This is a genomic window from Rahnella sp. AA, assembly GCF_002834385.1.
In the GTDB taxonomy this organism is placed as follows: Bacteria; Pseudomonadota; Gammaproteobacteria; order Enterobacterales; family Enterobacteriaceae; genus Rahnella.
The window spans coordinates 685515-704442 of the sequence record NZ_PITQ01000001.1; the positions used below are offsets into that span (position 1 = coordinate 685515).

The 18928-nt window shown below is 54.1% G+C and carries 19 protein-coding genes; 12 read left to right on the forward strand and 7 right to left on the reverse strand.

Annotation, left to right across the window (positions count from 1 at the left end):
- Window positions 1-10: 10 nt before the first annotated feature.
- Both CWS43_RS03030 and CWS43_RS03035 read right to left on the reverse strand, forming a co-directional pair.
- Window positions 11-934: a nucleotidyl transferase AbiEii/AbiGii toxin family protein gene (locus tag CWS43_RS03030; RefSeq protein WP_101075369.1), complete on the reverse strand. Its 924-nt coding sequence runs from the start codon at window positions 932-934 to the stop codon at window positions 11-13.
- Window positions 921-1700: a type IV toxin-antitoxin system AbiEi family antitoxin domain-containing protein gene (locus CWS43_RS03035; RefSeq protein WP_101075370.1), complete on the reverse strand. Its 780-nt coding sequence runs from the start codon at window positions 1698-1700 to the stop codon at window positions 921-923. Before CWS43_RS03035 ends, CWS43_RS03030 begins: the two co-directional genes overlap by 14 nt.
- A gap of 283 nt (window positions 1701-1983) precedes the next feature.
- Here CWS43_RS03035 and CWS43_RS03040 point away from each other — a divergent pair, with 283 nt between their 5' ends.
- Genes CWS43_RS03040 through CWS43_RS03060 form a run of 5 tightly spaced genes read left to right on the forward strand, consistent with a single transcriptional unit; the run spans window position 1984 to window position 6975 of the window.
- Entirely contained in the window at window positions 1984-2856 is an 873-nt protein-coding gene (locus tag CWS43_RS03040) for a carbohydrate ABC transporter permease (protein ID WP_101075371.1), read from the forward strand.
- Window positions 2846-3730, forward strand: coding sequence for a carbohydrate ABC transporter permease (locus CWS43_RS03045; protein WP_101075372.1), 885 nt, complete (start codon window positions 2846-2848; stop codon window positions 3728-3730). Before CWS43_RS03040 ends, CWS43_RS03045 begins: the two co-directional genes overlap by 11 nt.
- An 11-nt stretch (window positions 3731-3741) precedes the next feature.
- On the forward strand, window positions 3742-4569 hold the full coding sequence (locus tag CWS43_RS03050) for a phosphodiesterase (RefSeq protein WP_101075373.1): 828 nt from the start codon (window positions 3742-3744) through the stop codon (window positions 4567-4569).
- Window positions 4569-5675, forward strand: a complete 1107-nt coding sequence (locus tag CWS43_RS03055) for an ABC transporter ATP-binding protein (RefSeq protein ID WP_198555773.1) — start codon at window positions 4569-4571, stop codon at window positions 5673-5675. Before CWS43_RS03050 ends, CWS43_RS03055 begins: the two co-directional genes overlap by 1 nt.
- The gene (locus tag CWS43_RS03060; protein WP_101075375.1) at window positions 5668-6975 is read left to right on the forward strand and encodes an ABC transporter substrate-binding protein; all 1308 of its coding nucleotides are present in this window, start codon (window positions 5668-5670) and stop codon (window positions 6973-6975) included. The genes CWS43_RS03055 and CWS43_RS03060 overlap by 8 nt, the downstream gene beginning before the upstream one ends.
- Before the next feature lie 46 nt (window positions 6976-7021).
- On the opposite strand, the gene CWS43_RS03065 is transcribed toward CWS43_RS03060, so the two are convergent.
- Window positions 7022-7630 carry an HD family hydrolase gene (locus CWS43_RS03065; RefSeq protein ID WP_101075376.1) on the reverse strand — a complete coding sequence of 203 codons (609 nt, stop codon included), beginning with the start codon at window positions 7628-7630 and terminating at the stop codon, window positions 7022-7024.
- Window positions 7631-7978: 348 nt separating this feature from the next.
- Here CWS43_RS03065 and CWS43_RS03070 point away from each other — a divergent pair, with 348 nt between their 5' ends.
- Window positions 7979-8623 (forward strand): hemolysin III family protein, encoded by a 645-nt coding sequence (locus CWS43_RS03070; RefSeq protein ID WP_101075377.1) that lies wholly within the window; start codon window positions 7979-7981, stop codon window positions 8621-8623.
- Window positions 8624-8680: 57 nt separating this feature from the next.
- Here the strand turns inward: CWS43_RS03070 and CWS43_RS03075 are convergent, their stop codons facing one another.
- Complete coding sequence (locus tag CWS43_RS03075; RefSeq protein WP_101075378.1) at window positions 8681-9961, reverse strand: lysine N(6)-hydroxylase/L-ornithine N(5)-oxygenase family protein; 1281 nt, start codon at window positions 9959-9961, stop codon at window positions 8681-8683.
- A gap of 152 nt (window positions 9962-10113) precedes the next feature.
- Between CWS43_RS03075 and CWS43_RS03080 the strand changes: the two genes are divergently transcribed.
- Entirely contained in the window at window positions 10114-10995 is an 882-nt protein-coding gene (locus CWS43_RS03080) for a PhzF family phenazine biosynthesis protein (protein WP_101075379.1), read from the forward strand.
- Window positions 10996-10997: 2 nt separating this feature from the next.
- Here CWS43_RS03080 and CWS43_RS03085 read toward each other — a convergent pair whose 3' ends face one another.
- Window positions 10998-11696 (reverse strand): DJ-1/PfpI family protein, encoded by a 699-nt coding sequence (locus CWS43_RS03085; protein WP_101075380.1) that lies wholly within the window; start codon window positions 11694-11696, stop codon window positions 10998-11000.
- Between the two features lie 86 nt (window positions 11697-11782).
- Entirely contained in the window at window positions 11783-12655 is an 873-nt protein-coding gene (locus CWS43_RS03090) for a LysR family transcriptional regulator (protein ID WP_101075788.1), read from the reverse strand.
- 201 nt (window positions 12656-12856) lie between these two features.
- Here CWS43_RS03090 and CWS43_RS03095 point away from each other — a divergent pair, with 201 nt between their 5' ends.
- From CWS43_RS03095 to CWS43_RS03105, 3 genes are read left to right on the forward strand one after another with little or no spacing between them, the layout of a single operon-like run.
- Window positions 12857-14044 (forward strand): M20 family metallopeptidase, encoded by a 1188-nt coding sequence (locus CWS43_RS03095; protein WP_101075381.1) that lies wholly within the window; start codon window positions 12857-12859, stop codon window positions 14042-14044.
- A gap of 23 nt (window positions 14045-14067) precedes the next feature.
- Complete coding sequence (locus tag CWS43_RS03100) at window positions 14068-14865, forward strand: transporter substrate-binding domain-containing protein (RefSeq protein ID WP_101075382.1); 798 nt, start codon at window positions 14068-14070, stop codon at window positions 14863-14865.
- On the forward strand, window positions 14865-16550 hold the full coding sequence (locus tag CWS43_RS03105; RefSeq protein WP_101075383.1) for a M28 family peptidase: 1686 nt from the start codon (window positions 14865-14867) through the stop codon (window positions 16548-16550). The genes CWS43_RS03100 and CWS43_RS03105 overlap by 1 nt, the downstream gene beginning before the upstream one ends.
- On the opposite strand, the gene CWS43_RS03110 is transcribed toward CWS43_RS03105, so the two are convergent.
- The gene (locus CWS43_RS03110; RefSeq protein WP_101075384.1) at window positions 16534-17088 is read right to left on the reverse strand and encodes a helix-turn-helix domain-containing protein; all 555 of its coding nucleotides are present in this window, start codon (window positions 17086-17088) and stop codon (window positions 16534-16536) included. The genes CWS43_RS03105 and CWS43_RS03110 overlap by 17 nt on opposite strands.
- An 85-nt stretch (window positions 17089-17173) precedes the next feature.
- On the opposite strand from CWS43_RS03110, the gene CWS43_RS03115 reads away from it, so the two are divergent.
- Window positions 17174-17695, forward strand: a complete 522-nt coding sequence (locus CWS43_RS03115; protein WP_101075385.1) for a GNAT family N-acetyltransferase — start codon at window positions 17174-17176, stop codon at window positions 17693-17695.
- Window positions 17696-17792: 97 nt separating this feature from the next.
- Window positions 17793-18890: a bifunctional DNA-binding transcriptional regulator/O6-methylguanine-DNA methyltransferase Ada gene (gene ada, locus CWS43_RS03120; RefSeq protein ID WP_101075386.1), complete on the forward strand. Its 1098-nt coding sequence runs from the start codon at window positions 17793-17795 to the stop codon at window positions 18888-18890.
- Window positions 18891-18928 lie beyond the last annotated feature (38 nt).

Sequence of the window (18928 nt, forward strand, 5' to 3'; positions counted from 1 at the left end):
GGTGTTTAAATCAGGCAAGCCATCGGTCAAGCACATCCCTGTTTTTTGCCATCACCTGCTTCCATTTTTCTCCATCCTGTTCTTTCAGTTTTTGGAGATTCTGTTGTTTCCAGCGTATGGCCGGGAATGTTGAAAGGTCGTGAGGGAAAAGTGACCAGTCCGGATCGCCTGCTTCATAAGACATTAGAAAACGATGATCTTGTTGGTTGAAATGTTTTTTAAGAGCCATCATCAACGCGCCCGGTACTGCGTTTAGTTGCCCGAGTGTTATGGGGACAGTAGTCATCCCTTCAAATTCTTTTTCGAAAGTTGCCCGGATATCTTTCCAGCGAGGATCGAGAATTTCAGCCATTGGGCGCGGGTGCCCCAGCAGGTATGCAAGAAAGCCATAGTAGATTTCTTGCGTCACACCGGAGTCTTCTAACAGAAGCTTCACGTCGAACAGATCCCGTGGATGTTGCCGGTCCAGTGCCGCACAAATCTTGCTGCCGTATAAGTCAGGCATTGAAACCACGTTGAACCCGGCGAATCCGAATTGTTCAGCCACGTCATCCTGAATGTCTGAAAAAATGGGCGGCTGAAGCAAACCTCGCCAGACATGGTTAACTTCAATTTTGATACTTACGGCTTCCGGGCTTCTGACAAAAATACGAGCGTCTGGTCCGTCAGTATCTTGCAACTGAGCGAGAAAACCTGCTTTATTCAGCCTTTCCGCTATCCGGCGGAGTGCGCCCGAGATCCCGGTAAGGGTTAACTGCCTGTCCTGAAGAGGAACGTACGCTAAATCAATATCCACCGACAATCGGGGGAAATTACGAACAAAAAGATTTATTGCCGTGCCACCTTTAAGCGCAAAGCATTTCTCCTCATCAATGGAGGGCAGGCATTCAATGAGTAATTTAACCTGTTTCGCATAGCGTTCAGTATTGTCCATCTTCCGTGATATTCCTTATCAGTGTAGCGGGAACGGTTATTTGAAATTCAGTGTTTAACCGGCCACCCACTTCGATTTGGCGTGTGCCGGATCCCATTTTTATATCGGCCATTTGCAGTCGTTCAAACCACTTATGCTTATTTCTTTGAGCAAGAAACATAAACACACGGTTGGTCTTGATGGACTGGCTGGCAGAGAGAATAAGCTGAAGCTTTTTCGGATTCAGGCTTATCAACCCCTGAAACAGTTCATCTGCATGGATGAACTCGATGAGTTCCGGAACATTATTGGCGATTTCATAAGCGGCCAGTTCCGCAGTGCTGCATTTAAGCTGAAGGGATGAGACAGCAATGTCTTTCAGAAAGCCACTGTTACCGCAATCCAGCCGGTTATTCGCTGTGGAATGCCATTTTACGTCCGGCATTTTTTGCAACCATTTGGGCAGATAAACCCGGGGCGGAAGGTTGAGCCATATGCGCGTGTTACCCAATTCAAGATAATGAGCGCTGCCCTGAAGATTCAAGCTGGTCAGCCCTGATACGTGAACCTGGTCATTCCATTGCGTTTGCAGACAATGAACAGCATCTGCCCAACCGGGTTCTTTTCCCGTGCGATAATATACGCCGGTATCCAGCCTATTCAGTAAGCCTTCTTTCACGTATTTTGACGAGCTGCGGCGGTCTATTCCCTGAGAGGTTAGCCACGTCTGAAGCATGACCTGACCCGGATGGGTATGAAGGAAAAGCCAGTTTATATTTTTTCTCATTTGTCGCCTTTTAGATGACATATTAAGAATTATTTAAACCACTGTAGCAGATGAAAAAGAGATATGGAGGCTAAATATTTATAAAATACAAAATATGTCGGCTTTAAGGCGACATATTCCAACATATTCAAATAGAGCAATCATAGCTCCCCTCACCACCCACAGTGATTTGTTCAGTAACATTAGCTCAATGTTCATTCAAATAACCATCACATAACCGCCATGTAACTGACACACATTCCCGACAGGATAGGCACCTTATTTGGCTGACCGGTATCCTGTAATGCGCCGTTTGTTGTTCCCTTATCTTGTTCTGTTGCCGACGCTGATTTTTCTGTTTCTGTTCACCTATTACCCTTTATTCCAGTCAGCGATGGACAGCCTCTTTGACAGCCGTCTGTCGTCGGAGGCGCCACCGTTTGCGGGTCTGCAAAATTATCTGCGTCTGGTGCAGGACTCCGTTTTCTGGCGTGCGCTGCTCAATAATCTGGCTTACATCCTGATGACCGTGATCCCTGGTATCGTGCTGGCGCTGCTGCTGGCCGTTGCGCTGTGGGAAAACACCTCGCTTAACCGCTGGCTGCGTACCGCGTTTTTCTTCCCGATGATCATTCCTCTCGTCAGCGCCGCCACACTATGGCTGTTCATTTTTATGCCCGGCATGGGGCTGCTTGATTACTACCTGGCGAAAATGTTCGGGCCGATGAATAACAACTATCTCGGCATGAGCAACAGTGCGCTGATTGCCCTGAGCGTTATCGGTGTATGGAAATTTGCCGGGTATTACATGCTGTTTTTCCTCGCCGGATTGCAGTCGATTCCCGCTTCTGCCCGTGAAGCGGCGCTGATGGAAGGGGCGTCGCGCCCGCAGGTTTTCCTCTATGTCACGCTGCCGCTGCTGCGCCCGACCATCAGTTTTGTGGTCACGATTGCGCTGATTTACTCGATTACCCAGATTGATCACGTCGCCGTAATGACGCAGGGCGGGCCGAATAACGCCACTACGGTGTTGCTGTATTACATCCAGAGCCTCGCCAACGACACGCACGATTTAGGCAAAGCGTCAGCGGCGACTTTCCTGACGCTGGTGCTGTTGTTTGGTTTTTCGATGCTGAATCTGCGCGTACTGGAAAGAGGGGCTCACTATGAGCGTTGAAACACTGATGACTCAAAAATCACGCGCCGTGCCGCGTTCTTCCGGGCTGCTGCTGCGCGGTGCCCGCCGTTCGACATTGCCGGTTCTGCTGCTCTGCGCCGCGTTTTTATGGATGGCACCGTTCCTGTGGATGCTGTCGTCGGCGTTCAGCGAAAGCAGCTTCGGGCCGGATATGGCGTCGCTGTTGCCCCGCTTCCCGCTGACGCTGCAAAACTTCCGTGATGCCTGGGACAGCGCAGACTGGCTGCGGCTTTACGCCAACACCATTTTCTTCTCGTTCGGCACGTTTCTGGTTCAGCTGGTGACGATTACCACCGCCGGTTACGTCTTCGCGTATCACGAATTTCGCGGCAAACAGACGCTGTTCTACCTGCTGCTCATCCAGCTGATGATCATGCCGGTCATCATGATGGTGCCGAACATGATGATCCTCAAACAGTTCGGGCTGCTCAACACATTGACCGGCGTGATGATGCCGTACTTCGCGTCGGCGTTCGGCGTGTTCCTGATGCGTCAGGCGTTTCTCAGTATCCCGCGTGAAATTGAAGAAGCCGCGCTGATGGAAGGCTGCCGCTGGTGGCAGGTGGTATTCCGCGTGCTGATCCCGATGTCATGGCCCGCCATTCTCGCTTTCGCGACCGTCAGCATTACCTATCACTGGAACGAATATCTCTGGCCGCTGATGGTGCTGAACGACCCGGACAAACAGGTGCTCACCGTCGGGCTGGTGTCCTTCGCGATGGGGGCAGAATCGGGCGGTCAGTGGGGATTAATTACTGCCGGGACGCTGATGGTGTGCCTTCCGCTGATGCTGGCGTTCATTATTTTTCAGAAACAGTTCCTGAAAAGCTTCGGCTTTTCGGGGATTAAATAAAGGAGTCTTCCATGTTTTTAGCTCAGATCTCTGACATGCACTTTCGCAGCCACGGCCGCAAACTGTATGACTTTATCGACGTGAACGGCTGTAACGCCGAAGTGGTCAGCCAGCTGAATGCGCTGGAAGAACAACCGGATGCGGTGGTGATCACCGGCGATATCGTGAACTGTGGCCTGCCGCAGGAATATGAGGTGGCGCGCCGCACGCTGGGCAACCTGCGTTATCCGCTGTTTATTATTCCGGGCAATCACGATGACAAAGCGCAGTTTCTGGAAGCGCTGCATCCGCTGTGCCCGCAGCTCGGAAACGACCCGCAAAACATGCGTTACGCCATCGACGATTTCCCGATGCGTTTGCTGTTTGTGGATTCCAGCCTGGCCGGTGAATCGAAAGGTTTTCTGACGCTGGAAACGCTGGCGTGGCTGGAAGGCCAGCTGGAGCAGGGCGGTGATAAACCGACGGCGGTGTTTATGCACCATCCGCCGGTCAAAGTCGGTTCCGCGCAGATGGACGCGATTTCCTGTGAAAATGGCGACCAGCTGCTGGCGCTGATTGACCGTTTCCCGTCGCTGGTTCGCGTGTTCTGCGGCCATACGCACCGCCTGATTTTCACCCAGTACAAACAGGCGATCATCACCACCATTCCCGGCACTGTGCACCAGGTTCCGTACTATCACCACAATCCGGCACCGTTCTATAACCTCGAACCGGCGGCCTGCGTGATGCACCGTCTGGTGGATAAAACCGGGCTGGTCAGTTATCTGCATCCTCTGTCGCAATATCCGGGGCCGTATCTTTACGACGCGCAAATCAGTTGCCCGGTGGATGATCAATGATGTCTGGCATTCGTCTGGAAAATATTACCAAGCAGTTTGAAGGCAGTACGGCGGTGAATCAGCTTTCGCTGGAGATTGCCGACGGCGAGTTTCTGGTGCTGGTCGGGCCGTCGGGATGTGGCAAAAGTACCTTGCTGCGCCTGCTGGCGGGGCTGGAAGACGTCAGCGAAGGACGTATTTTGCTCGACGGAACTGATATCACTGCGCAGGCGCCGCGTGAACGTAATTTCTCGATGATCTTCCAGAACTACGCGCTATTCCCGCACATGACCGTTGAACAAAACATCACGTTCGGCATGCGGATGCGCAATGAGCCGAAAGATCAGCATCAGGCTCGGGTCGATCGCGTGGCCGGATTATTGCAACTGGAACCGTTGCTCAAACGCAAGCCGGGCAAATTGTCCGGCGGTCAGCGTCAGCGGGTGGCGATGGCACGCGCGATAGTGCGCGATCCGAAGTTATTTCTGATGGATGAACCGCTGTCGAACCTCGATGCGCGCCTGCGCACCGAAGTACGCGATGGCATTATGCAGCTGCATCAGCAACTGAAAACCAGCACCGTTTACGTTACTCACGATCAGATGGAAGCCATGACCATGGCCGACCGGATTGCGGTGCTCGATAAAGGCCATCTGCAACAAATCGGCGCGCCGGAAACGCTTTACGCGCATCCGGCTAACCTGTTTGTCGCCGGTTTTATCGGCACGCCGTCGATGAATCTGTTTTTACTGCCGTGTGCCGGTGGCGTGCTGAGCGTCGAAAATCAGCCGGTGCATTTGCCGCAAACTGACCACGCGCAGGCGCTTACTGACGTGTATCTGGGCATCAGACCCGAACACATCAGCGACCGCCCGGTGGACGGCGAAAGCCTGCAATTGCAGGCCACACTGACCTATCGCGAACTGCTCGGCGCGGAGTATCTGTGCCACGCCGATACCGCGCTCGGCAAGATCCGTTATGTCCGTAAAAACCACCTGCGGGAAAATACCGGAGATATTCCACAACCCGGCGACCGCATCACTTTGCATTTTTCTTTGCACGACCTTCATCTTTTTTCAGGCCAAAACCAGCAAAATCTGCACCGGGAGAATCACCACAATGCGTAAAATACATGCGCTGGCGCTCGCTATCGGCTTCATCGCCGCTGGTACGGCGTCGGCCAAAGAAAACATCGATTTCATGTTCCCTGCGCCGGTTGACGGCAAGCTGACCATGGAAATGACCCGCGTTATTAAAGAGTTCAACCAGTCACAAAATGATGTCGAAGTGCGCGGGATTTTCACCGGCAGCTATGACACTACCAAAGTGAAAGCTGAGGCCGCCGCGAAATCCGGGCAGCCTCCGGCACTGGTGATCATGTCCGCCAACTTTACGGCGGATCTGGCAATCAAAAATGAAATCCTGCCGATGGACGAACTGTTCAAATTCGGCGACCAGAAAGCGACGCCATTTTTGACGCAAAACTTCTGGCCCGCCATGCGTCAGAACGCTCAGGTAAACGGCGTGACTTATGCCATTCCGTTCCACAACTCGACGCCGATTCTCTATTACAACAAAACCATGTTCGCCAAAGCCGGGATCACCGCGCCGCCAAAAGACTGGGATGAGCTGCTGGAAGATTCGAAAAAGCTGACCGATTCGGCGAAAGGCCAGTGGGGCATCATGTTGCCATCGACTAACGATGACTACGGCGGCTGGATTTTATCCGCGCTGGTGCGCGCTAACGGCGGTCAGTACTACAACGCCGATTACCCTGGCGAAGTGTATTACAACAAGCCGTCAACGCTGGGTGCGCTGCATTTCTGGCAGAACCTGGTCTATCGCGACAAGGTGATGCCTTCCGGTGTGCTGAATTCCAAGCAAATCAGCGCAGCGTTCTTCTCCGGAAAACTGGGGATGGCGATGCTGAGCACCGGCGCGCTGGGCTTTATGCGTGAAAACACCAAAGATTTCGAGCTGGGTGTGGCGATGATGCCTTCCAAAGTCCGCAACGGCGTGACCATCGGCGGCGCGAGTCTGGTGAGCTTTAAAGGGATTTCCGACGACCAGAAAAAAGCGGCGTACCAGTTCCTGCAATATCTGGTCAGCCCAAAAGTGAACGGTGCCTGGAGCCGCTTTACCGGCTATTTCTCACCGCGTATGGCGTCTTATGACACACCGGAAATGAAGGATTATCTGGCGAAAGACCCGCGTGCGGCGATTGCGCTGGAACAGCTGAAATATGCGTATCCGTGGTATGCGACGTATGAAACGGTGGCAGTGCGCCAGGCGATGGAAAATCAGCTGGCCGCGTTGGTGAACGATGAAAAAGTCACTCCGGAAGCCGCCGCCGCACAGGCGCAGAAAGATGCCGATACCATCATGAAACCGTATGTGGATTCAACGGCGCTGACAGTGCCGAAGTGATTGATTCTGCGCCTTCCTCAATGCAGGGGGAGGCGCAGTTCAGGAATTACTTCAGCCAGCCTTGCTGATGAGCATGGTCCAGATGGACGCGCAGGTGTTCCCACAGCTCCGGGTGAATATCGGCGATGAATGAATTACGTGCGAGAACCTGCTCCAGACGGATATTATTTTCCACCCAGCTTTGCCCCTGATTGTTCAGGTTCATGACCATCGGCATGACGCGGTCAATCACCAGCGCAAAGCGCGCTTCCGGCGTTTCCCCGGCTTCGTACTCATTCCACAAATCCAAAAACTGTGTGTTCAGCGGCGCGGGCAGCAGGCCAAACAGGCGTTTAGCGGCGATGATTTCCTGATCGTGCACGGCTGCACGGGCAGCGAGGTCATAAACGATGACATCACCGGCGTCGATTTCCACGATATCGTGGATTAATGCCATACGGATAACTTTCTGGATATCAACGCCTTCCGGCGCAAAAGGGGCCAGTGACATCGTTGCAACGGCGAAATGCCAGCTGTGTTCTGCTGAGTTTTCCTGACGCTCGGTGCCCAGTACTTTTGTACGGCGTTGCACGCTTTTCAGTTTATCGATTTCCATCAGGAACTGAAAAACCTCGGTCATTGCGCCGAAATTTAGCGGGGAAGTGGCTACAGACATGGTCAAACCTTAGTCAAATTGACGGCATTGTTAACGGCGTTATCAGAGATTTCCGCTATACCTTAATCGCTTGGTGTAAAAAAATCATGTTTTTGGCTGCGGAAAAACCCGCTGCCTTCAAAATGTCATGTGGGTAAATTATAAACAAAGTGAATGAATTGAAGGGATTCCAGCCATTCGTGTAATGAAATGATGATCCGGCTAAGAGACTGTTACATCAGGAAATACTCATTTTAAGCGTACAGGTGTACACTGGAATCGTTCTCAGTTAATCTGCCTGTCGGCGTAATTTATAAACAGCGCCGGATTAACGTTATTTTGTTGTTTTGCCTCGAGGGTTCTCATCGTATGGGTAAGTCATCACCACAGGGATATCCGTGGGCTGAAGAAATTGCCAACAGCCTGAGTCACGGCGTCGGGCTGGTGTTTGGGATTGTCGGTCTGGTGTTATTGCTGGTGCAGGCAGTGAGCGCGGACGCCAGCGCCATGGCGATCACCAGTTACAGTGTCTACGGCGGCAGCATGATTTTGCTGTATCTGGCCTCCACGTTGTATCACGCCATTCCGCATCAGAAAGCCAAATACTGGCTGAAAAAACTCGATCATTGTGCAATTTATCTGCTGATTGCCGGAACCTACACGCCGTTCCTGTTGATCGGGCTGAATTCTCCCCTGGCGAAAGGGCTGATGGCGGTGATCTGGGGGCTGGCGTTGTTTGGTGTGATTTTCAAACTGGCGTTTGCACACCGTTTTGAGGTGCTTTCGCTGATCACGTATCTGACGATGGGCTGGCTTTCGCTGGTTGTGATTTATCAGCTGGCGACCAAATTGTCTTTTGGCGGTGTGACGTTGCTGGCGGTGGGCGGCGTGGTGTACACGCTGGGCGTCATTTTCTACGCATCCAAACGCTTCCGTTTCGGCCACGCCATCTGGCATGGCTTTGTGCTGGGCGGCAGCGCCTGCCACTTTATGGCGATCTACTTCTACGTGTAGATAAAACGATGAGTCAACAATAAAAGCGGAGCCTGATGCTCCGCTTTTTTGTGCCTGCTATTCGCCGGACCACCATTGCACCAGAGACGGTACAGGGCGCAGATCGTAGTGCGGTTCGCCCAGCAGATGGTTCAGGATTTTTGCCGAACGCCACGCGGTCAGCGTCAGCTGGCCTTCGGCGCTGCCGTGGCTGTGGATACCGGCATTCACCGCGTAAATCCGGTTCTGCTCCGGGCCGTCCCAGCGCAGGTTGAAGTTGGGCAGCAACGGCAAATGCTGTTCGCGATCGTACGGAATTCTGTCGAGCATTGGCGCGAGATAATCCGGCAAACCGGGGCGATAACCGGTGGCGAGAATGACGATATCGCCGCTGAAATGCTCCTCGCATTTCTCCAGCCCGTGTTTCGCCTGCAAACTGAAATCGCCTGAAGCGTTGCGGACGATATGATCCAGCGCGCGGTGCGGCAGTAATCGCACGTTGCGCGGCTGGTGCAACACGTCAAAGCGGTGATAAAGCTGCTTATAAATGTCTTCCAGCGTGTGATAACTGATACCGTCGGAAGGCAGTTTCTGCGTTCTGATCTCCTGCTCACGTACGTCTTCCGGCAGGGTGTAAAAGTAATTCACATATTCGGGCGTGAAATATTCGTTTGTGAAAATTGATTCATCCAGCGGCTGAAAATTCTGACGTCGCGACAACCAGTTCAGCTCTGCGAACTCCCCCCAGTGGCCGCCCAGCGCATTAAGAATAACGTCTGCGCCGCTCTGGCCGCCACCGACCACAATGACGCGCTTGCCGGTGAAATCCGGTTCACGCAATTCAATTTCGGCGGCGTGGAAACAGTTTTCCCCCAGCGCCGCCCGCGCCGGTTTAGGGATCCACGGCGCATGGCCGGTGCCGAGGCAAATGTTGCGCGCGCGGTGTTCACCTTTCTCACTGCACACGACAAATTCCTGCTTTTTATCATCGAAATTAATATGTTCAATCGGCTCGGAAAAATGCAGACCGGGAATGCGGTTACACGCCCAGCGCAGATAATCTGAGAATTCATCGCGGCTGATGATCAGCTGCTCTGTCGCCAGAAAACGATAAATTTTCTTCTGCTCCACCAGATAGTTGATGAAGGAGAATTCGCTGCGTGGCGCGACCGTCGTCACCAGATCCTGCAAAACATAGGTCTGCATGGTGGCCGTGGGCAGTAACATGCCGGGGTGCCAGCTAAACTCCGGGTTAGCGTCAAAAAATGTGGCGTTCAGCTTGCCGGTATCCTTCGCCATCGCAGCCAGGCTCAGATTAAACGGGCCGATGCCAATACCTATCAAATCCTTCGCGGGCATCTTTCTGTTCCTTATGCGTTTTAGAAAAAGCAGTAAAGTGCTTTAAGCATAGGCCAGCCGCCGGAAGCTGACATTTTTCTCGAAATCAGAAAGAAAACTTCATAGACTCAGTCACTTCGCCTGTTTCTAAAAGATGAACAAAAGGATCCGTTATGACCCGCCTGCGCCGTTTTAAACAAGTTGATGTGTTTACCGCTGAGCCGATGAAAGGTAATGCACTGGCCGTAATCCTGGATGCCGAAGGGCTGACCGACGCCGAAATGTTCGCCATGGCGCGCTGGACCAATCTTGCGGAAACCGCGTTTGTGCTTAAACCGGCATCGCCGGAAGCCGATTACCGCGTGCGTATTTTTACCACCGACAAAGAGCTGCCGTTTGCCGGACATCCGACACTGGGCACGGCGTACGCGCTGTTGCAAAGCGGGCTGAAGCCTAAAAATCCGGGCCATCTGATACAGGAATGCGGCGTCGGGCTGGTTCAGGTTAACCAGCTGGCCGAAGGCGGGCAGGCGTTTTCTGCACCTCCGGCGGTGATGAATCCGCTGGCGGCTGAGCACAATGCGTTGCTGGCGACCGCGCTGCGCGGTGGCAAAATTCAGGCTGACGTCACGCCGGTGGCGGCTGACATGGGCATTATCTGGCTGGTGGTGCGCATGGAAAGTGCGCAGGATTGCCTGAATATTACGGCTGACGCAGCGGCTATCAGCGAACTGCAAACGCGCCTCGGCGTGAACGGCATTGCGGTTTACGGTTTGCACGATAAAAACGGCCCTGCAGATTATGAAGTGCGGGCGCTGATAGACGAAGACGGCGTGCTGAAAGAAGATCCGGTCACGGGCAGCGCGAATGCCTGCCTGGCGCGGGTGCTGAAAGCGGCGGGATTCCCGGACGGTGCTCATATGGCCGAAAGTTACCGCGTCCGTCAGGGCACAAAACTTCAGCGCGATGGCCGTGTGACGGTCACTTTCGTGGATGGCGAGCCGTGGATCGGCGGCGATACCTGTACGCTGATCGACGGCACGTTAGATCTCTGATATTAGGGGTTTTTCAGTAACTGGCGTCCGGCGGCTTCTGTCGCCAGACGCCTTTTCTCTATAAAAGGCGCTATCTGTTTTTTGGCCTGTTCGAGTATTTCCTCCGGTGCAACACGCGGTGAACCGGAGGTGAATGGCGGTTCAGGGTCATATTCCATGTGCAATTGAATACTCTGAGCGATTTCTGCTCCATAGATATCTGCAATGACATTTAAGGCGAAATCAATGCCTGACGTCACTCCAGCACCCGTAATTCGGTTGCGATCCCTGACGACCCGTTCGTTCACCGGTTCGGCGCCAAGCAGCCTGAGCTGATCAAGTGAAGCCCAGTGAGTGGTGGCTTTATATCCGCGTAAAAGCCCGGCAGCGCCGAGAACCAGAGATCCGGTACAAACGGAGGTGACTAATTTCGCGTTTTCACTTTTGGTACGAATGAAAGAAAGCGTTTCATCATCGTCCATAAGCTTAATTTGCCCCGGACCACCCGGTATACAGATGACATCCAGCGCCGGACAGGTGTCGAACGTGCAGGTGGGTAAAATGCCCATGCCACGATCTGATTTTACAGCATCCAGTGTTTTCCATATCAGATGAACGCTGGTATCAGGTGCTCTGGCAAACACTTCATATGGCCCCGTAAGGTCAAGCTGCGTGAGCTCCGGGAACAACAGCATGCCAATTGATAAAGAAGATTCGTTCATTGAGAACCTCAGCAGAGTGAAAACGCAGACGGTGAGCTTACAAAAAAAACACGGGTCAGCAGATTAATCAATAAAAGCCTGTGCGCCTAGACTTTCAAAGCATTGCCCTGTTGCGCCGTCTGTAGCAGATGAATAAACGCCTGCATATAGGGTGTGGCGTTCAGGTTATGGCGGTGCAGCAGCCAGGTGCGGTTCTTCACCGTTGTGCCATCGACGCTGACGGGCCGCCGGTAAAAATGCTCCGGCAGCGGTAAATACGTGGCGACAATCGCGTAGCCCAGCCCGTGCTCCACCATCGCCATACACACTTCGAGTTTATCGACTTCCATCGTGATGTTCGGCGCGTGCGAGAAATTGGCATTCCACCAGCGTTCAATCAGCTGCGTGACGTGCGCGCCGTGATGAATTTTTATCTGTGGCATGTGGGGCAGCAGCGCGAAATCAAAATCCTGACTGTTCACCAGCACATAGTCATCTTCTTCAATCAGATGCTTGCCTTCCTTCCAGTTAAAATCATCTTTCACCAGCGCCATATCAATCTCGCCGCGCAGCAGCTTTTGAATAATATCTTCGCTGAATCCGCTCATCAGGCTGACGCGGATCCCCGGATGTGTCTGGCGAAACTGGCTCAGCAAAGGCGGCAGACGATATGCTGCGTAATTGCTGGAAACGCCGAGCGAAATTTCCCCTTGCTGCGCCTGATCCAGACTGTGCAGATTGAGTTTCAGTTGCTGTAAATCGTTGAGCACGGTCACCGCGTGCTGCGCGAGATATTCCCCTTGCGCGCTGAAAATCAGCCCCTTTTGCCCTTCTTCAAATAAGCGGATAGCCAGTTTGCGTTCTATCTGACGCAGGCGGTAACTCAGTGCGGGCTGCGAGGTGTAAAGCTGCTCCGCCGCACGGGTGATATTTTTGTGCTGATATACGGCGCGCAAAATCAGCCAGTCTTTTTCGTTCATGGATTTTCCCGGGTTACGGCCTGCAAAGTCGAACACCATAAAATAATTTTTGCGTAAAAAGGGCAACAGATAAAAAGGCTCAATTTGACCAGAATCCCTAAAAGCCCTATTTCTGGAAGGCATAGAGGCAAAACAATGCAACGGCCAATTCACGCTGTCAGAAAATAATTTTTGGCTTTGCACCATCGCAGGGAATAAAACATGTCGGTTTGCACTACAGAAGAACAAAAGGCGCAGATTACCGCTGCCGTCGATTTACTGGCTGCTCAGGCGACGGAGCTGGCGCTGAACATTCATGCCAATCCGGAGCTCAGTTTTGAAGAAGTGAATTCTGCGGCGGCGTTAATTTCTCCCCTGCGTGCGGCAGGTTTTGAGATTGAAGAAGAACTCGGCGGCTTGCCGACGGCGTTCCGCGCCACTTATGACAGCGGCAAACCGGGGCCGGTGATTGCGCTGCTGGCCGAATATGACGCGCTGGTCAATCTGGGCCATGCCTGCGGACATAACCTGATCGGCACGGCTTCCGTGACGGCGGCGCTGGCGCTGAAACAGGTTTCGCATTTTCTGACGGGCAGGCTGGAAGTGATCGGCACACCGGCGGAAGAGGAGGGCGGCGGCAAAATTATCCTCAGTGACAAAGGCATTTTTGACAATGCCGATGCGGTGATGATGTTCCATCCACGCGATAAAACCATGGTGGTGCGCGGCGGGCTGGCGTGTGTCGATGCCGTCTTTAAATTTTATGGTAAAGCGGCGCATGCGGCGTCCGCACCGCAAAACGGCATCAGCGCGCTGGATGCGGTCATCCACACTTTCAACGGGATCAACGCGTTACGTCAGCTTTTCACCGATGATGTGCGCGTTCACGGCATCATCACCGACGGCGGCAGCGCCACCAATATCGTTCCGGCCTACAGCGAAGCAAAATTCCTGATGCGCGCCGACACCGTGAAAGGGCTGGCCGTCGTGAAGCAAAAAGTATTCGATGCAGCACGCGGTGCTGCGCTGATGACCGGCGCACGGCTGGAAATCGAAGAAGGGCTGACCTACGCCGAACGCAACAACAACCTCACGCTGGCCGGATTCTTCCAGCAAAACCTGGAAGCAATCGGCGTTGAAGTCGTTCCGCCTCCGCTGAAAGGCGGCATCGGTTCTTCCGATATCGGCAACGTCAGCCAGATTACGGCGGCGATCCACCCGTATATCCGTATCGGTGATGTCCTTCCTCACACGCCGGAATTTGCCGTTGCTGCCGGTTCAGAGGCCGGTTTGCAGGGCATGTTACAGGCCGCCAAAGCGCTGGCGATGACGGCTCTCGATTTATGTCAGGACGACACAAAGCTCCGCGCAGTCAGAGAAGAATTTTCAAACTGGCAGTCAAAACAATAACTTTGGGAAGAGAGGACAGAATAATGATGAAAAAAACACTGGCGGCAGCCGTTCTGGCACTGACCTTTGGCAGCGCGATGGCTCACGCAGACGGCGAAACCCTGCGCGTCGCCGCCGACATGGGCTATCCGCCATTCCAGTACCGTGACGCCAGCGGCACGCCGACCGGTTTTGAAATTGATATCACCAACGCCATCTGCGATGTGATGAAAGTGAAATGCGAGTTTGTGGTCAGCAGTTTTGACGCCGAAATTCCTTCCCTGCTCGCCAAGAAAGTCGATTTTATTTCGCCACAGGGCGCGACGGAAAAACGCCGTAAAGTGATTGATTTCAGCGATTTCGTCTTCCATATCCCGACCAGACTGGTGGTGCAAAAAGGCAGCCCGCTGTTGCCGACGCCGGAGTCTTTGCAGGGTAAACGCATTGCGGTTCAGCAGGGATCGATTCAGGAAATGTACGCCAATACCTTCTGGCAGCCGAAAGGCGTCGATGTGGTGGCTTACGCCGATCAGGATACGATTTATCAGGATCTGGTCGCCGGGCGTTTAGACGGCGCGCTCAGCCCGGCGGTCGCCGTGACCTTCGGATTCCTCAATAAGCCGGAAGGGAAAAACTTTGAGCTGACCGGCCCGGAAGTGCGTGACGACAAAATATTCAGCATCGGCTCCTCCTACGGCGTGCGCAAAGATGACGCCAGAATCAAAGCGTTGCTCAACGACGGGCTGGCAAAAATTAAGGCCGACGGCACCTGGGAGAAGATCAAAGTGAAATATTTCGGCCCGCTGGACATGTCCGTTCATCAGCAGGAGAAAGCCCAATAATGCCACTGCGTCCGCCGGTTCGTGAACATTTACTGCCGCTGATGGACGGCCTGTTGCACGAGTTTTCCTCGCTGCACCGGCTTTCCGGTTGTGATGATGCCGAACTGGCGGCGCAGCGGATGGTGTCGTTATTGCAGGAACAGGGGCTGGATGCGCGCCTGATGCATTGCCCGTTGTATCTCAGCGATCCGCTGAGCGGCAGCCTGGAATTGTCCGGCAAACCCGGCTGGCGCTGTGAAGCGAAAACCCGTTCATTTTCCGCGCATTGCCCGCAGGGCGTGGTAGGGCAGGCTTTTTATGACGCAGAGGCCTGCGCGCCGCGTACTGATCTACAGTGGAAAGCGTGGGCGCAGAACGTAAAAGGCAAAATCGTGATCGCCGGTCAGGGCTTTGAAGATTACGTGCAACGACTGTGTGCCGCCGGTGCGCTCGGGCTGATCCATATCTGGGGGTCGGCAGAATCCGCACTGCATGAAGAAACGGTCGGGCCGGTTTGGGGCACGCCGGAACCGGATGATTTTTTGCGTTATCCGCGCCTGCCGGTGATTTCGGTCAATCAGCAGGACGGCCAGCGGTTGTTAGCAGAGCTTCTGAATAACCCGCTGATGGCGTTGAAAATGGCCACACAGCTGAATTATCACGTCGCCGAATGCAGCATGCCGGTGGTGGATATTCCCGGCAGCAGCCCGGAGTTTGTGCTGTTGTCCTCCCACTATGATTCCTGGCATGAGGGCGTGACCGATAACGCGACCGGCAATGCATTGTGTCTGGCGATGGCGATCCATTTTTATCAGCAGCGCGAGACGCTGTTGCGCGGGCTGCGGATTATCTGGTGGCCGGGGCATTCCAATGCCCGTTATGGCGGCTCGACGTGGTACGCCGACCGTTACCGCCAGCAGCTGAAACAACATTGTGTGGCGCATATCAACGTCGATTCACCGGGGTGTCTGGACGCCGTCAATGTGGTGCTGAATGCCAGCGGTTCTGAATCCCATGCATTCTTAAATGCCGCCGTTGAAGCCGTGACCGGTGAACCGGCGCTGCACATTACCGCGCCGGGTAAAGGCGGTGACCAGTCATTCTGGGGCTGCGGTTTACCGCTGCATTTTGCCTTCCGCGAAGTGCCGCTGGAAAAAACGACGCAGTCACCGGGCAGCGGCGGTGGCTGGTGGTGGCACACGGAAGAAGACACTTACGATAAGGTGGACCTGAATATTCTCTGGCGCGATACGCAAATCCACGCGCACTGGCTGGAAGGATTGCTGACGCAGCCTGCACTACCTTTGGATCCGCTGGCGTATTTCGAGATTTTGCAGCACGCCCTCGCACAGCTTATCGCGGCTATTTCACCGGAATTCGACCTCGCGCCGGTGGCTGAAAAACTCAGGCAATTCCAGCCTGAACTGGCGAAGCTGACGGCGCGCTGGATGGCGGATCCGCTCCTCTGGCAGCCGCAGCTAAAGCAGGTTATCGCGGATTTACATCGCCTGCGTTACAGCTCGGTGGATGATTTTCACTATGATCTGAGTTATCGCGGCGGCGCGTTTCCCGGCTTTCAGGAACTGGCGTCAGCCCGTGAAAATACGTCGTCAGAGATGTGGCTGATGATGACCACACGCTTCTGGCGCCAGCGGGATCGCGCACTGGCGCTGCTTGAAAACGCAGAGGCTATTTGTCGCTCATGACCAGCAGGTAGCGGCAGGATTGATCGCCAGGATTGCTGAAAGTAACGGGCAGATCGACGCCAAACGTCAGTGCGTCACCGGCGGCCAGCGCGTAGTTTTCATCGCCGTAACAGATCTCCAGCGTGCCTTCTACCATCCATAATCGCTGTTTGTAAGCCTGCTGATGCCAGCCGGGGTAGCTGACGCGCGCACCGGCGGGAAGGGTAATTTCCACCAGTTCGGGCGCACCATTCTCTTCATGCGCGGTCACCTGGCGGCGCAGATAACCAATATCCGGATCCTTCCAGACTTCCTGCTCTGCCCGCGGACGCAGCGGGGCGGGTTGCGGGTTTTCTTCTGACAGCAACTGTGCCAGCGACACGCCGAGGCTGGCCGCCAGACGCCCCAGAAGGCTGGCGCTCGGGCTGCTGTCCTGCCGTTCAATTTTCGAGATCATCGCTTTACTGACCCCGGAATTGTTTGCCAGCTGTTCAAGGCTCAGCCCCTGAGTTTTTCGTAATGATTGCAGACGTGTGGCGATCAACTGGTCGATTGACATATCAGACGTTCCGTTGTTTACTTTTGTGGAATTAAATCCACTATAGTGGAAACTGAACCATAACGGAAGCGAAGGGGAACATCTGATGAAACTGATTGACTGTACTGAACGTCAGCACGCGGTGGCGATTCTGGATATTTTTAATGATGCCATTCTGACTTCGACGGCGCTGTATGATTATAAACCGCGCCATATCGACAGTATGACTTCATGGTTTGCCACTAAACTGATCAATAATTTTCCGGTTATCGGCCTTGAAGATGAAGAGGGAACGCTGCTGGGATTTGCCAGCTACGGCACGTTTCGCGCGTGGCCTGCCTATAAATATTCCGCTGAACATTCTATTTATATTCATAAAGATCATCGCGGAAAAGGGTTGGGAAAAGCGTTGCTCAACGCACTCATCGACGCGGCCCGCGAACGCGATGTCCATACGCTGATTGGCGCAATAGACGCTGCGAACGGCGGCAGCATCGCGCTGCATGAGAAGAACGGCTTCACCCACACCGGGACGATTAAACAGGCCGCCTGGAAATTTGACCGCTGGCTGGATCTGGCGTTTTATCAGCGGATCCTCGATACGCCATCGACGCCGGTCGGAGGCTGAAAGCAGAAGGCTGAATGAGAAAGCAAGCGCCGGAGGGCGCACGGAGATTTCACGGCATAAGCTGTGAGTCATCCAGTCAGGAAATGTGAGGCAGACCATGTCAGGCAAAGCGCAAGTTCGTCACGAAGCGGTATCGGGAAGTGCGGAAAGTCATCAGGCGCAGGATCCGCGCTGGCAGGCGGTTGTCAGCTGCGATGCGAAGGCCGACGGCCAGTTTGTGTATGCGGTAAAAACCACCGGTATTTACTGCGCGCCTTCCTGCCCGTCACGCCAGCCAAACCCGCAAAATATTGAATATTACGACAATGCCGAAGCCGCCGAACAGGCCGGGTTTCGCCCGTGCAAACGCTGCCGGCAGGGGCTTATTTCACTGGCGCAGTTTCACGCTCAGCGTGTGGCGCAGGCCTGCCGGTTGCTGGAACAATCCCCCGAAATGCTGACGCTGAACCAGCTGGCGGCAGAAGTCGGCATCAGCGCTTACCATTTTCATCGTATTTTCAAAGCCCAAACTGGCGTGACGCCAAAAGAATATCAACAGGCGCAGCGCACACGCCGCGTTCGTGAAAAGCTGGCCGATGCGGCGACAGTAACCGAAGCGGTTCACTCCGCCGGGTATTCATCCGATGGCCGGTTTTATGAAACGTCGGGCAGGGTGCTGGGCATGACGCCGCAATCATTCCGCGCCGGTGGCCGTGATGTTCGCGTGTGGTTTGCCATCGGGCACTCTACGCTGGGCGAGATTTTAGTCGCTGAAAGCCAGCGCGGAATTTGCGCCATTTTGCTGGGCGATGATCCGGAAAAGCTGATCGCTGAATTGCAAAACAGTTTCCCGCAGGCAGAACTGGTCGGCGGCGATCCTGATTTTGAGCAGCGTATTGCCGTGATCGTCGGCTTTGTTGAACAGCCGCAAATGGGGCTGGATTTGCCGCTGGATATTCGTGGTACGGCTTTTCAGCAGCGCGTCTGGCAGGCATTGCGCGATATTCCAGCCGGAACGACCGCCAGCTACGCAGATATTGCCCGCAAAATCGGCTCGCCAAAATCTGTTCGCGCCGTGGCCGGTGCCTGTGCGGCGAACCTGCTGGCTGTCGCCATTCCCTGCCATCGCGTCGTGAAAACAGACGGGAATATTTCCGGCTACCGCTGGGGCGTGGAAAGAAAGCGTTCATTGTTAGCGCGGGAAGAAAAAGCCTGACTATACTCAGCTGACTTTTCTGCCACCGGATTTTTTGA

Bases quoted from the DNA above. Each gene is read 5' to 3' on its own strand.
- CWS43_RS03030 (WP_101075369.1), bottom strand. From the start codon at position 934: ATGGACAATACTGAACGCTATGCGAAACAGGTTAAATTACTCATTGAA.
- CWS43_RS03035 (WP_101075370.1), bottom strand. From the start codon at position 1,700: ATGAGAAAAAATATAAACTGGCTTTTCCTTCATACCCATCCGGGTCAG.
- CWS43_RS03040 (WP_101075371.1), top strand. From the start codon at position 1,984: ATGCGCCGTTTGTTGTTCCCTTATCTTGTTCTGTTGCCGACGCTGATT.
- CWS43_RS03045 (WP_101075372.1), top strand. From the start codon at position 2,846: ATGAGCGTTGAAACACTGATGACTCAAAAATCACGCGCCGTGCCGCGT.
- CWS43_RS03050 (WP_101075373.1), top strand. From the start codon at position 3,742: ATGTTTTTAGCTCAGATCTCTGACATGCACTTTCGCAGCCACGGCCGC.
- CWS43_RS03055 (WP_198555773.1), top strand. From the start codon at position 4,569: ATGTCTGGCATTCGTCTGGAAAATATTACCAAGCAGTTTGAAGGCAGT.
- CWS43_RS03060 (WP_101075375.1), top strand. From the start codon at position 5,668: ATGCGTAAAATACATGCGCTGGCGCTCGCTATCGGCTTCATCGCCGCT.
- CWS43_RS03065 (WP_101075376.1), bottom strand. From the start codon at position 7,630: ATGTCTGTAGCCACTTCCCCGCTAAATTTCGGCGCAATGACCGAGGTT.
- CWS43_RS03070 (WP_101075377.1), top strand. From the start codon at position 7,979: ATGGGTAAGTCATCACCACAGGGATATCCGTGGGCTGAAGAAATTGCC.
- CWS43_RS03075 (WP_101075378.1), bottom strand. From the start codon at position 9,961: ATGCCCGCGAAGGATTTGATAGGTATTGGCATCGGCCCGTTTAATCTG.
- CWS43_RS03080 (WP_101075379.1), top strand. From the start codon at position 10,114: ATGACCCGCCTGCGCCGTTTTAAACAAGTTGATGTGTTTACCGCTGAG.
- CWS43_RS03085 (WP_101075380.1), bottom strand. From the start codon at position 11,696: ATGAACGAATCTTCTTTATCAATTGGCATGCTGTTGTTCCCGGAGCTC.
- CWS43_RS03090 (WP_101075788.1), bottom strand. From the start codon at position 12,655: ATGAACGAAAAAGACTGGCTGATTTTGCGCGCCGTATATCAGCACAAA.
- CWS43_RS03095 (WP_101075381.1), top strand. From the start codon at position 12,857: ATGTCGGTTTGCACTACAGAAGAACAAAAGGCGCAGATTACCGCTGCC.
- CWS43_RS03100 (WP_101075382.1), top strand. From the start codon at position 14,068: ATGATGAAAAAAACACTGGCGGCAGCCGTTCTGGCACTGACCTTTGGC.
- CWS43_RS03105 (WP_101075383.1), top strand. From the start codon at position 14,865: ATGCCACTGCGTCCGCCGGTTCGTGAACATTTACTGCCGCTGATGGAC.
- CWS43_RS03110 (WP_101075384.1), bottom strand. From the start codon at position 17,088: ATGTCAATCGACCAGTTGATCGCCACACGTCTGCAATCATTACGAAAA.
- CWS43_RS03115 (WP_101075385.1), top strand. From the start codon at position 17,174: ATGAAACTGATTGACTGTACTGAACGTCAGCACGCGGTGGCGATTCTG.
- ada (WP_101075386.1), top strand. From the start codon at position 17,793: ATGTCAGGCAAAGCGCAAGTTCGTCACGAAGCGGTATCGGGAAGTGCG.